Annotated in this window: 12 protein-coding genes; 6 read left to right on the top strand and 6 right to left on the bottom strand. The window is 61.0% G+C overall.

Going from position 1 to position 12,756, the window contains the following annotated elements; all coding sequences use genetic code 11:
• The first annotated feature begins 64 nt into the window (after positions 1 to 64).
• Positions 65 to 1,069 carry an IS30 family transposase gene (locus AC07X9_RS20690; RefSeq protein WP_086486392.1) on the top strand — a complete coding sequence of 335 codons (1,005 nt, stop codon included), beginning with the start codon at positions 65 to 67 and terminating at the stop codon, positions 1,067 to 1,069.
• Positions 1,070 to 1,138: 69 nt separating this feature from the next.
• On the opposite strand, the gene AC07X9_RS20685 is transcribed toward AC07X9_RS20690, so the two are convergent.
• Complete coding sequence (locus AC07X9_RS20685) at positions 1,139 to 1,573, bottom strand: cation-translocating P-type ATPase (RefSeq protein WP_165418760.1); 435 nt, start codon at positions 1,571 to 1,573, stop codon at positions 1,139 to 1,141.
• 56 nt (positions 1,574 to 1,629) lie between these two features.
• Here AC07X9_RS20685 and AC07X9_RS20680 point away from each other — a divergent pair, with 56 nt between their 5' ends.
• Genes AC07X9_RS20680 through AC07X9_RS20660 form a run of 5 tightly spaced genes read left to right on the top strand, consistent with a single transcriptional unit; the run spans position 1,630 to position 5,733 of the window.
• A complete protein-coding gene (locus tag AC07X9_RS20680; RefSeq protein WP_254908173.1) occupies positions 1,630 to 1,851 on the top strand; it encodes a winged helix-turn-helix domain-containing protein in 222 nt (73 codons plus the stop codon).
• Positions 1,832 to 3,166 carry an FUSC family protein gene (locus AC07X9_RS20675; protein WP_185705174.1) on the top strand — a complete coding sequence of 445 codons (1,335 nt, stop codon included), beginning with the start codon at positions 1,832 to 1,834 and terminating at the stop codon, positions 3,164 to 3,166. The genes AC07X9_RS20680 and AC07X9_RS20675 overlap by 20 nt, the downstream gene beginning before the upstream one ends.
• On the top strand, positions 3,163 to 3,375 hold the full coding sequence (locus tag AC07X9_RS20670; RefSeq protein ID WP_086486327.1) for a DUF1656 domain-containing protein: 213 nt from the start codon (positions 3,163 to 3,165) through the stop codon (positions 3,373 to 3,375). The genes AC07X9_RS20675 and AC07X9_RS20670 overlap by 4 nt, the downstream gene beginning before the upstream one ends.
• A gap of 10 nt (positions 3,376 to 3,385) precedes the next feature.
• The gene (locus AC07X9_RS20665) at positions 3,386 to 4,294 is read left to right on the top strand and encodes an HlyD family secretion protein (RefSeq protein ID WP_086486394.1); all 909 of its coding nucleotides are present in this window, start codon (positions 3,386 to 3,388) and stop codon (positions 4,292 to 4,294) included.
• Entirely contained in the window at positions 4,291 to 5,733 is a 1,443-nt protein-coding gene (locus AC07X9_RS20660; protein ID WP_239019096.1) for an efflux transporter outer membrane subunit, read from the top strand. Before AC07X9_RS20665 ends, AC07X9_RS20660 begins: the two co-directional genes overlap by 4 nt.
• A gap of 791 nt (positions 5,734 to 6,524) precedes the next feature.
• Here the strand turns inward: AC07X9_RS20660 and AC07X9_RS20655 are convergent.
• The 5 genes from AC07X9_RS20655 to AC07X9_RS20635 all read right to left on the bottom strand — a co-directional run bounded on the left by AC07X9_RS20655 (position 6,525) and on the right by AC07X9_RS20635 (position 12,497).
• Positions 6,525 to 8,012 (bottom strand): efflux transporter outer membrane subunit, encoded by a 1,488-nt coding sequence (locus AC07X9_RS20655; RefSeq protein WP_086486326.1) that lies wholly within the window; start codon positions 8,010 to 8,012, stop codon positions 6,525 to 6,527.
• Positions 8,013 to 8,019: 7 nt separating this feature from the next.
• Positions 8,020 to 9,525, bottom strand: a complete 1,506-nt coding sequence (locus AC07X9_RS20650; RefSeq protein ID WP_024020661.1) for an MDR family MFS transporter — start codon at positions 9,523 to 9,525, stop codon at positions 8,020 to 8,022.
• Between the two features lie 53 nt (positions 9,526 to 9,578).
• Positions 9,579 to 10,727, bottom strand: a complete 1,149-nt coding sequence (locus AC07X9_RS20645; protein WP_086486325.1) for an HlyD family secretion protein — start codon at positions 10,725 to 10,727, stop codon at positions 9,579 to 9,581.
• 568 nt (positions 10,728 to 11,295) lie between these two features.
• Positions 11,296 to 11,769 carry a hypothetical protein gene (locus AC07X9_RS20640; protein ID WP_405053679.1) on the bottom strand — a complete coding sequence of 158 codons (474 nt, stop codon included), beginning with the start codon at positions 11,767 to 11,769 and terminating at the stop codon, positions 11,296 to 11,298.
• 149 nt (positions 11,770 to 11,918) lie between these two features.
• Complete coding sequence (locus AC07X9_RS20635) at positions 11,919 to 12,497, bottom strand: DUF4142 domain-containing protein (RefSeq protein WP_235955309.1); 579 nt, start codon at positions 12,495 to 12,497, stop codon at positions 11,919 to 11,921.
• Between the last annotated feature and the right edge of the window lie 259 nt (positions 12,498 to 12,756).

Raw genomic sequence — 12,756 nt, 5'->3', positions numbered from 1 at the left:
ATTCTAGATCGAAGTGCGAAATCCTAGGATTTATAGGGGTTTGATCCCTTTTCCAGGAAGGCACATGATGAACGGCTATCAGCATCTGGGTTTGGACGAGCGGCGACAGATTTATCAATTGGCTGCAACCGGGCGGTCCGTGCAGCAGATAGCAGCGGCGCTGCAGCGACATCGTTCGACCATCTATCGTGAGCTCAAACGCAACCGGCATCTCGATGACGAGCCAATGTTTCGTGGCTATTTTCCGACCGCCGCACAAACGATGGCGGACAGGCGCCGGGTGCGTGGTGGCAAGATTGCCCGAAAGCCCGAGCTTGCCGCCTATATCGCCGACCGCTTGTCAGCAGCTTGGTCGCCCGAGCAGATTGCGGGATATCTTCGGCGCCATCGCGGTATTCGTGAAGCCGTCTGTCATGAGACCATCTACCAGTTCGTCTATGGGCCGGACGGACGAAGCCAAGGCCTGTGGCGCCTTTTGCCTGTTGCCCGTCGATCTCGACGTCAACGCTATGCGCGTAAGCCCCGCGGTCTGCATATTCCCTTGGTCAACACCATTGGCAAACGCCCTTCCGAAATCGGTAATCGCAGCAGCTTTGGTCATTGGGAAGGCGACCTGATGATCTTCAGGTTGGAATATGGCAAAGCCAACCTCACCTCGTTAGTCGAGCGCCGCAGCCGGTTTACTATCCTCGCCCGCAATCCCAGTCGGCATTCCGCCGGCGTCATGTCGGGAATCCAGCACCACTTGCACATGCTGCCCCCTTCCCTGCGTCAGAGCATCACCTTTGACCGGGGAACGGAATTTGCTGCCTTTGCGACACTCCAGAAGAAACTCGCGATGACGAGCTATTTCTGCCTGCCATCGGCACCCTGGCAAAAGGGCAGCGTGGAAAACAGCAACGGTCGCATACGGCGCTTCCTGCCGTCTGACACGGACCTGGCATTGCTATCGGATAAGGAAATCGAGGCCGTTGCTGATCGCATCAACAGCACCCCTCGCAAATGCCTGAACTATCGCACCCCGCATGACGTTCTGGGAGAGCAAATCAAGCTCCTCAAGGCCCGATAGATTTTGCCATCCAGGGTGGGGCTCGCCCCACCCTGGATGAAATGCTACGCATCCCATGGATGTCGCGCTTCAAATCGAAACCGCCCATCGGGCAGCGTTTGCGAGAGCCAGTATCGAGCTTGCGGACATTGCAACGGCCGCCGTAACAGGAGACAAACCTCCAAGGAGCGCGGTTGGTACGGCAATCATATTGTAGCCGATTGCAGTCAAGATGTTTTGTCTTGAGATCCGCTGATAACGCCGGGCGATCGACAGGGTGATCGCAAGTTGTTCCACCCCTCCCGAAAGGAAGGAAACGGCTGCACTGGAAGCCGCCGCAGGATGGGCGCGCGCGACAACGATCCCGCAATCTGCCGCAGCAAGCGCCGGCGCATCGTTGACTCCGTCGCCGATGAACAGCACCGGCCATGGCAAAGTCCGCACCAAATCGGCCTTGGCGCCCGGAGTGCACTCCGACAGGACTTCGCCGGATTTCAGTCCCACCTCGAGCCAGTGGGCGGGCAAGCGGCGATCTGGAACTGGGTGCGCTGATAATCAGCGAAGCGCGTAGATCAGTGGCCTTGGATGGCAAGGAAATCGCCGTCTCTCGCCGGGAGTTTGCGATCCTGCATGCTTTGGCCGAGCGCCCAGGGCACGTCCTGTCGCGCAGTCAGCTGGAAGATCGCATCTACGGCTGGCAGGAGGAAATCGAAAGCAACGCGGTGGAGGTACACATCCACAAGCTCCGTGCGAAACTCGGCCGGACCCGCATCGAAACGGTGCGTGGTGATCCATCGCGATGACCTGCGGCACGCGCTCGCGATCCAGCAACGCCTGCTGCGCATGGTCCCGCTCCTTTCCGCGATCGGCAGCCGCATCGCGGGCCTTGGCGAAGCGGAGCGCTTGGCCCTCCGACCCTCTCTCGCCACGGCCAGGGCCCATCTCGATGCCGGTACGGAACCGCCACCCGATCTGGCCGATGCCGTGCGCTCGCTTCCGCTCGATGCCAGTGATGCGCGCGCGTGGCAGCAGCTCATTCATGATGCGCTGGCCGACATGCTGACCGAAATGCTGACGCTCTGGAGCGAAGTCTCGCGGATCGAGGCGGCGTTGAGCGGAAAGGCGAAGCTTGCGCCCGCGCTCGCGCGAACAGTCAGCGAGACGCGGGCGTTTCCGCTCAACCCCGACATTGATCACGCTGCCCGGATCGCGGCGGGAATCCTCGTAACCTACGCCCTCCTCTGCGGGCTCTGGTATGCGACGGGCTGGCATCAGGGCGCGAACGCCGTCCTGTTCAGCACTATAGCGCTGGCCTTCTTCGGCGGCGGCGACGAGCCTGGCCGAGCGATCGGAATGTTCGCGCGTTTCGCCCTGCTAGCGACCCTGCTGGCGGGGATCCTGTGCTATGGCCTGCTCCCGCTCGCTGCCGATTTCGCGACCTTTGCGATGATGATGGGCCTGTTCATGCTGCCGCTGGGCGTCTGGGCGGCCGTCAGTCCGATGGCGACGCTGCTCCTCGCTTTCGGGCTCAGCAACATCAATCTCCAGGGCCATTATTCGCCGCCCGATTTCGGAACCTTCGTCGAGGCGAGCGTCGCCAGCATGCTGGGCATATTCACCGCCATTCTCGGCGCCGGCCTGTTCCGTACCTGGGGCGTGCAGCATCAGCTTCAGCGCGTCCTCCGCATCGAAGCGCGCGAGATCGCGCGGCTGAGCCGGTCGCCCAGCCGACGGTTGCGGGACAGCTATGTCCAGCGGGCGCTCGACCGCATTTCGGTGGTGACGGCGCGCCTTGCCGCAGCCGGGCAGATCGAGCGGAGCGCCGGCCTGCTCATCCGGCTGCGGGTCGGCGCGAACGTCGCCGACCTGCGCTCGATGGGCAACGCGCTTCCCGCCGATGGGCGGCAGGCGACGGATCGGGTTCTCGATCAACTCCGCAGCGAGTTCGACAAACCGCAGCCGTCGTCCCGTCTGCTCGCGCTCATCGACGAAGCACTTGATGCGCTCTGGCCGGGAGATGGTTCGCCCGGCGCTCGCCCCGACCGCGCCATTCATGCCTTAGCGGGTCTGCGCATCGCCCTGTTCGAGCGCGCGCCGGCCTGGGTACCGGCGACATGATCGGCGAAATCGACATCGCGGGCGTGTTCGTTTCGCCGCTGCTCCTCTGCGCGATCCTCGGCTTCGCGATGCGCCTGCTGCTGTCGCGGGTGCTCGAGTCCATCAGCTTCTACCGCCTCGTCTGGCAGCGCCCGCTGTTCGACACCGCCCTGCTCCTCATCCTGACCGGCACCGCCTTTCTGGCTCTACGCCTTGTCACCGCATCCTGAAGTGCCCGCCATGACCCTAGATCGCGATACCCTCCTCCGCCTGCTCAAGCCCTTGCTCACCCTGCTGGTGGTGGGTGCGGGCGTGTTCGTCTTCTGGCACCTCTATAATTACTACACCTACGCGCCACAGACGCGCGACGGGAAGATCAGGGCGGATGTGGTCCCTCTCGCGGCAGACGTGTCGGGCCGGGTCGAGCAGGTCCACGTTCGCGACAACCAGGTGGTCAGGCGCGGCGACATCCTGTTTACCATCGACCATGTTCGGCTGCGCAATGCCGTTGAGCAGGCCGAGGCCGCTGTCGCCACGGCACGGGCAACGTTGAACGCCGCCGAACGGGAGAACCGCCGCTATCAGGCCCTCTCTGATATCGTCTCGGGGCAGCAACGTGACGACCGCCGCTCCACCGCCGAGGAGGCCCGCGCACGCTATGCCCAGGCGATCGCTGATCGCGATCTCGCCCGCATCAATCTGGCGCGCGCCGAGGTGCGTGCGCCGGTCAACGGCATCGTCACCAATTTCTCGCTCCGCCCCGGCGCCTATGCCACCGCCGGGCAGCCCGTGATGACGCTGGTCGATTCCGACAGCTACTACGTTGCCGGCTATTTCGAGGAGACGAAGCTTTCGCACATCCGCCCCGGCGTCCGCGTCACGATCCGGGTAATGGGCGAGGATAGGCCGCTTTCTGGCCATGTTGAAGGCCGATCGGCGGGCATTGACGATCGCGAACGGACGACCGCGTCCGGAACGCTACTCGCGAATGTCAATCCCACCTTCAGCTGGGTCCGTCTTGCCCAGCGCATCCCCGTGCGGATCGCCATCGACAAGGTGCCGCCCGGCATCGATCTGATCGCGGGCCGGACGGTCACCGTGACGCTCAATGGCGCGGAAAATGCGCTCGGCCCCGGCCGGAGCGAATGACGATGGGGCGCGTCGGAACGAAAAGGCCGCTCGGACTGATGGGCGCGCTGATGCTCGCTGGCTGTGGCACGGTCGGCCCCAGCTATCGGGCGCCGCCCTTGCCCGCAGGCATCTCGGATCGGCCCGCAAGCTTTGCCGAAGGAAAATCGCCCGCCTATTCGGCTGAACCCTTGCCCCAGCGCTGGTGGCGCCTCTACGCTATTCCCCAGTTCGATGCGCTGGTCCAGGAAGCGATCGAGGCAAACACCGACCTCAGGGTCGCGGCGGCCAATCTCGAACGCGCGCGCGCGATTGTCCAGGAGGTCGAGGCCGGCGCGGGCGTCCAGACTTCCACGGCGGGCGGCGTATCGGTGGGCGAGCCGTCCAATCTCGGTCTCGGCTCGCCCAACGGGACCCATGCGACATTCGACGCCGGCGTCGGCATATCCTATGAACTCGACGTCGTGGGCCGGATTCGGCGCACGATCGAAGCCGCGCAGGCCGATGCGGAAGCGCAGGCCGCCGCCTATGACCTTGCGCGCACGACGGTCGTGGCCGGAGTGGTCGGCGCCTATGGAGATGCCTGCGCGGCCGGCGCGCGGATGACCGTTGCGCGCCATTCGGTCGAACTGCAGCGGCAAAGCCTCGCCCTCACCGAAAGAGGCGTGCGCGCCGGCCTCTACACGCACCTCGACGCCACCCGCTCGCGCGCGCTCCTGGCTCAGCTCGAGGCAGCGCTGCCGCCGATCGAGGCAGGCCGCAAAGCTGCACTATTCAGTCTTGCCGTGCTGCTCGGCCGGACGCCCGAAGATTATCCGCCCAATCTCGCGACCTGCCGGATCATCCCTTCCGTCGACCGCCCCCTGCCGATTGGCGACGGTATGGCGCTGATCCGGCGCCGGCCTGACATCCGCGAAGCTGAACGCCGGCTCGCGGCTGCGACGGCGCGCATCGGAGTGGCGACGGCGGACCTCTATCCGAGCGTCAGCCTCGGCGCATCGCTCGGCACGACCTCGCGGAGCGTGGGCGGGCTGGTCGACGATTCGGCGTTGCGGTTCAGCTTCGGCCCGCTCATCTCGTGGTCCTTCCCGAACCGACGCGTCGCCAGGGCGCGGATCGCGGAAAGCGATGCAGCGGCGCGCGCGACGCTGGCGGCATTTGACGGCAGCGTCCTCGCAGCTCTCCGCGAAACCGAGACGGTCCTCAGCACCTATGCCCGTGATCTGGACCAGAATGCAAAGCTCAGGCGCGCGCGCGAAGAGAGCCGGAGGGCTTCCGGGCTCCAGGCCCGGATAACCGGGGGCGGTCTTGGAACAGGCCTTGAACTGCTCGACGCGCAGCGAAGCCTTGCCACAACCGAAGCGGCGCTGGCGGCCTCGGATGCGTCCATCGCCTCGGATCGCGTTCGGCTGTTCCTTGCGCTCGGCGGCGGCTGGGAAGGAGGGATGGCGGGGCCATGATGACCGAGCCTTCGCGAGGCGTACGCTCCGCGGATGTTTGATGGGGCCGAATTACAGAGGAGCAGCCCCGCCTCGATAGGTATCCTTTGTGCTGACGGATCAGGTCCCGGTGCCCCTCCACGCCGCAACTGACGCCATGGTGGCGGGAATTGAACGATCCGCTGCTCGATCAACTGATTTGACGGGCGCCGTTCTCCAACCCGTCGAATGATATCGCCGAAGCGCGTGTTCGGCACCCGGCAGCCTGATCATGTGGTGGGGTTGGTCTCGCCTCATGGATATCCAATTCGGCACGATGCTCGCCAATGATGCACTTGTGGGTTGTTTAATCGCATCACGGTCAAGGCAATTTCGATCTTCGTCGATCTATGGTTGTGAGGTCGTAAGCTTGGCTGGTTTTACAAGCGGCCCCATCTTCTGCCTGCGGGTGATGCCGTCTGTCGGGTACAAGGTCGTATACGCGGTCAGGACAACTCCCCGCGGGATAGATCTTCGTCGGACAGAAATTCTATTCAATCACACGTCGAGGCCGATAAACTGCTCTGTGGTTGTCTCCGGTCCGATGTTGCGTCCGGCTATGCGGTCGTGAATCCGTATTTCATCCTATCGGGGGCAACCCCCGTCAAAGACATCGCAATCGCCCCGGGGCGCGTTACCCCGCGAAACTCTGTATAATCGCAAGGGCAGCAGGATGGATGCCGAACAGGCGGGTTGCCCTGTGCCAAAAGTCATCATTGGCGGTGGGCAGGGCCGCCGATTCTTGTATTGGCAAGTCCGGACAGATACCATCATTATTTGCTCATAAGGGCTGAAGCTTGACTCCCAGCTTCTGTCCATCCCAGTCCAAGCGACTTCTGTATGGCAACATAGCTGGCGGTGAGGGCCGCAACCGCACTGTGCAGGTTTGCCTCTGCAAGCCGCTGCTGGCGGTCAGCCTCAAGAGTGTCGCCTCTCGAAATGACCTGCCGCGCATAGCGCTGCCGCATCAGCGTTGCCGCTTCATCTGCGGACCGCTTGATTTCGGCAAATGCGGCGACGTTTCGCCTTTGCTGTGCAAAGCGCGCAAGCGACGTCTCCGCGTCCTCAAGCGCGCCGAGCACTACCTGCCTATATTGTGCCTCGGCTTCATCGCGACCAGAGCGTGCCTGCGCTATCGCCGCTGACGTTCGTCCAAAATCGAGCAAGCCCCATTGCAGCTGAGGGACGGCGATGTTGGAAATATTGCCCAGATCTACCAGGTCTCCGATGGACGTGCCGCCAATCCCGAGAATCCCCATGAAGCTGATTTTCGGAAAACGAGCTGCTTCCGCGACCCCTATCCGGGAGGTTGTGGCGGCGAGATTGCGCTCCGCAGCGCGGATGTCGGGACGACGGCGCAGGAGCGCCGAAGGGTCTCCGATCGACACCCGCGCAGGGGGGATCGGGATATCGCGCCGTGGCGTCAATAGCGGATCGAGAGATCCCGGCGCTTCACCGGCGAGAACCGCTAGCGCATTCATATATATTTCGATCTCAGCATCGGCCGCGGCGAGATCGCTGATCGTGGCCTGAACCGCGCGGTTCGCTTGGCCGACAGTGAAGGCCGGGATTGTGCCTTGCCCGAAACGCTGCCGGGCTAGGGCGAGTTGCTGGCGCTGAAGGTCGAGACCTCCCCGAAAAGCAGCGGCGCGCTGCTGCCGGTCACGAAGATTGGTATAGGTCTGCGCGACTTCAGCGCTGAGCTGAACCTTTGCGTCTGCAACATTATACGCCGCTGCGGCCGCCAGCGCGTTTGCCGCTTCGATTTTTCGCACCTGCCCGCCCGCGAGATCTATTTCCCAGTTTGCGTTCAGACCAAGGTTGTAGAAACGCAGAGACGTGTCCGCATCCTGGGCGGATGAAGGTGCCGGAACAGGTGTGGGTAGAGTACTTCCTTGACTGGCCTGGAGATCGATCCCGGGAAGATCAGCAAATATGGCCGCGCCCTGAGCACCAGCCGTCGGCAGGCGGTTTGCTCGCTCCTGGCGTACAGACCCACGGGCTTGGCGAAGTCGGGCCTGCACAACATCAATCGAGGGATTCGCGACAAGAGTGCGCCGCTCGAGCTCATCGAGAACCGGATCTTGCAGCGTCGTCCACCATTCGGCGAGTTCGGGCTCGCTGGTCGACGCATCCGCTGGTTGACGAACGAATGTCGGCCGCGGCGCGGCTTGGCCGAGCTCTGGTGGTCCGGAATAGTCCGGGCCGACCACACATCCACCAAGGAGCAGCGGAAGGATGAGACCACTTAACTTTGCCATTACCACCTCAATGCATCGTCAGCGACATCCCCTTGGGGAGCGGGCGAAGGAAAAACACGAACGGAAGCGTCACAAAAGTCGCTACCGCCATCGTCAAGAATATGTCGTTATAGGTCATGACGAACGCCTGCTGCTGAATTGTGCCAGCGAGCGACTGAAGGCCCGCGTCCATATTTCCCAGAGTATGAGACATCCCCGCGATATACTCCTGCACGCTTGGATCGTTTGCCCACAGCGTTTCCTCCATCCGTCGGCTGTGGAGTGACATACGCTGGTCCTGGAACGACGTCAGGGCCGCCAGAGCGAATGAGCCACCGAGGTTTCGCGCAGCATTGAAGATGCCTGAGGCATCTCCAGCATCCTCCTTGCTGACTGAGGTAATGGCGGCCTGGTTCAGAAAGAGCATGACAAAGATCATCCCCACCCCGCGCAGCAGCTGACCGGTAGTAAAGGCTTCGCCTGCGGATTCCACTGTGAGACTGGTGTTCACAAAGCAGCTAGCAGCCATAAGCGCGAGGCCAGCGCCAACGGCCAGCCTGATGTCGACAACCCGCATCAGAAACGGCACGAACGGCATCACAAAGAAGGCAGGAACGCCCATGAGAAAGATGACCTGTCCGGTCTCGAGGGCATTATAGTCGGCGATAAGCGACAGGAACTGCGGGATGACGAAGGTCGATCCGTACATCACCATGCCCAGCGCTAGCGCCATGATAACGACACTGCCGAACTGTCTGCTCATGACGATTCGCAGCTTAAGGACGGGCTTTGCTGCCCAGATCTGTCCGATCGCCAACATCACAAACCCTGCTACGGTTATAAACGTCAGCCGGATGATAAGCGTCGATTCGAACCAGTCTTCACGGTGCCCCTCCTCGAGCACGATCGTCAGTCCTCCAAGGCCAAGGATCAGGCCTATAATACCCAACCAGTCGGCCTCGCGAAGATAGACCCAATTCGTACGTTCGTGCGGCAGGCCGAGCAACAGGAGCAAGAGGAGTATCCCGCAGACCGGAACATTGACGAAGAAGGCATAGTGCCAGCTCAAATTTTCCGTCAGCCAGCCACCGAGCAAGGGGCCAAGAACGGGTCCCAAGATTACGGTCATTCCGAAAAGGGCCATCCCGATGGGCTGCTGGGGTGGCGGGAGTCGCTTTGCGACAATCGTCATGGCGGTGGGTATCAGCAGCCCTCCCATAAGGCCCTGCCCGGTTCGTCCGATGATCATCGTCATAAGGTCGGTGGCGATGCCGCATAGGATGGAGAACCCGGTAAAGGCAGTCACGGAAATGAGAAGGAGGGTTCTCAGTCCCAAAAGCCGTTCAAGCCAGGCGCTCAGCGGAATGACGACGATCTCGGCAACGAGAAAGGCGGTGGCGATCCACGTTCCCTCAGTGCCGGTTGCTCCGATTTCGCCTTGGATCGTTGGCAGTGCCGAGTTGACGATCGAGATGTCGAGGGTCGCCAGCAGTGCGCCGAGCGAGCCGGCAGCAACAGCGATCCAAGCGGTCAAGTCCGCACGCGCGGAACGAGCTGCGTCTGGAGATGCTGTGACCGTGACCACTGTCAACGCTTCCGGCTTACGGCCTGACGGAGTCGATCCATCTCTCCTCTGGCTGAACGCGTATCGACCGTTACTCCAACCGACATTCCCGGCACAAGGAGCGTGCGCACTTCGAGAGGAGCATCGATTGCAATGCGTACAGGCACGCGCTGTACGATCTTTGTGAAGTTTCCGGTCGCATTCTGGGGGGGGAGCACCGAGAATTGGGCGCCCGTGCCAGGGGCGATACTGGCAATACGCCCGGTCAGTTCGACGCCAGGGAGCGCATCGATTTCGATGCCAACAGGCTGGCCGACGCGCATAAGCCCCAGTTGAGTTTCCTTGAAGTTCGCCTCAATGAACAATCGATCGACAGGAACCAGTGTCATCATGCGTGTGCCGGGCTGCACGAATTGCCCCACACGGACAGCCAGATCGCCCACACGGCCATTGATTGCAGCCTTGAGCACTGTCGATTCGACGTTGACGCGCGCCACCTTGAGTTGGGCACGCGCGGCCTCTGCTTGCGACTGGGCCTGACGCACCTGCGCGCCCAGTGTACCGACACGCCGTTGCGCGGCGATCAGCGCCGCCTGCGCAGCATTGGTTCGCTCGCGAGCTTGTCGTGCCTGCGTCTGAAGCTGCGCGAAACGCTCCCCTGGCTCAGCGCCTGATGCGGCAAGCGGCTGATATCGCGTAACCTGCTGTGCGGCGAAAGCAGCCTCGGCGCGCGCCGCGTTGAGCTGGGCTTGCGCTTGCGCTATGGCTGCCTGCTGTTCGGAAATCTGAGAGCGCGTCGTATCCCCCGCAGCCGTTGCCGTTTCGATCTGGCTGGTAATCTGTTCGGTCTGCGCCCGATATTCGCGGGGATCGAGTTCAGCCAGAGACTGCCCCTGCCGAACCGTCTGATTCTCGATAACGAACACCCGTTCAACATATCCGGCGATCTTGGGCGCTGTGATGACGGAATCTGCCGCAACATAGGCGTTGTCGGTCACCTGCATGTATCGGCCCCGGTTCTGATGATCCAAGTACCAGACAAAGCCACCGATGAGCAGCAGGATCGCGCCAATGAGCATCGCGAGGCGAACGCGCGGCGATTTAAGCGGCGACACCGCAGATTCGCCGAGGCCCTCAGGATCCGCCGAAACAGTGGCCGACTTGTCCGCCATATAAATTACAATCCCAATGTTGCGCGGTGTGGTTCTGTCTTGCAGCATTAAGGAGTGATCGGCAATTGCATATTATATGGAACCTCAGCATTACGCAGAGATAACCCGCTCCTTGCCCGCCGCCGCTGGACCGGTCCTACACCTAAGCCGCATATCAGGCTGTAGCTCCCCCAATCTTCAAGCAAGAATCAAAAGATACCGAGGAGCGGTTTGCCAGGCTGGTGCACAACACAGAAACTGATGGCGCGTGATGCCGAGCACTCCGACGCGAAAAATTACTTTCCCGATCGGGCGGTCGTTAAGAAGTGAGCCTCGAATTGGTGTCCCGTTTCAATCCCCACAATTGTGGCCTATGGTGATATCAGCCAGGGTCACACGAAAGGTGACCCGGCACTTTGATCGGTTGGGCCGCCGTCACCTTGCCTGGAAGCAATAATATAGATTGTTTCTGGCCCGAGTAGCTTTTCGTTATTCCCGCCCCGGCCCATTACCCTGCAATGCCATAGTTCAAGAGATAATGCGCAGCGTCACACAGAGGCGTCGAATTCAATAGCGTCAGCTTTCGTCGCTAATTTTTGCTCCCCGGACAGCGCCGCGCGAGCGCTGTTCCACGAAGAAAGCCGCGGCGTGCGAAGCCGGCGTCAATCGCTGCCGCCAGGCGTCTTTCGGCCGGAGCTGCGCCCGAAATCTCCCGAACTAAGCCCCGAAACGGTATGATTGTGTTAACAATAGTTTTCCCTCCAGCCTCGGCCAGCCGACCAGCCCTGTTCTCTTTTTTGTTGTTGCCGACCGCAAAATCAGGTCCGAGGACGCTATCGAGCTCCGTAGTTGCGGCCTTGATCTGCGCACAGGATTTCAAGCCGGCGAGACCATATGGATTTTCTTGCGCTCTTTCCAGAATAGCTGGAATTTCGGTTTTGGCCGCGCCAATATCTTTCGCCGGCTGCGTGACGATTTCCCGACCGCGGTCAACTGTCTCATCTTTTCTGGCGGGTTGCTCGGGGGTTTGTGCAAGAGCCGCCATGGCAAAAACAAGTATCATCATCCGCCCAATATCCTGAAGACAAGGTTGAAAGCATAAACACGACCGCTGTGGGGTTCGCTGTTACCGCGCTTGAAATAACAGCGGCTGCCCGCCAGGGCATGACGATCACATTGAGTGGCGCCCGTGAAGAACGGGCGCCACTATGATCATTGACCGCCGGTCAATGCTGAAGGAAGAAGTGCCTTCCCATTGGTGAGTTCTTGCTCAAGTGTGGGAACGGCGGTTCCCGCGACTTGCTTCAAGGCTGGGTCGGTGCCGTCTTGCGCATAGCCTTTGTTGATGGCCCATGCCGCCTGTAGTACCTGGGCGGACTGGGATAGATAAAGATTATCGAAGCTGCCGCGCGGCGTCTTCTGGAGCAGCTTCACGAGTGCGGCTCTGTCGGAGGAAAGCGATGACGATGGCGCTTTTATTGTCCGCTGATCGTTGCGCAGCGCGGCCATGAGTGCTTTCTGCGCGATTTGCGCTTCGGTCTGAACACGTTTGGCAAAAGCCTTCACATCGTCACGCTGAGCCTTGGTCACGGCGAACTGCGCTGCTTTTATTTGATAGAGGTTCGCATCCGATGCAGCCATCACAAAGGCTGGCTCATTCTGTCCAGCTATCGGTGTTGTGCCGGTATCCATGCTCGACATTGAACCTGTGTTTGTTGGTGAAACAGCTTGGGCGAGAGCCCCTGAACCTGAAAGCGCTAGCGCGCCCGCGGCCATAATGACTTTCAGCATAATACCTTCTCCGTAGAATAGATTTCGAGCGGTCAAGTGGCCGCATCACGTTAATCGTGACGACGTCGTAACGATGCTGTTGGATAATCGTTCCACCATCGCCCGCATTGCATAAATTAAATTGTCAAATGAGTGTCACTTAAATCGACAGCGGACTGCATTTCATAATCCGATAGCAATATTAATCATTGCGAGATTTGACTTATCACATGGTCGATATGCTATCGCTTATTAAGACGTAGAATCCGGGATTATACTA

The sequence above is a fragment of the Sphingobium sp. GW456-12-10-14-TSB1 genome (assembly GCF_059424385.1).
Note: the sequence above shows the minus strand (reverse complement) of the source record. Positions and strands in the feature narration are given on the sequence as shown.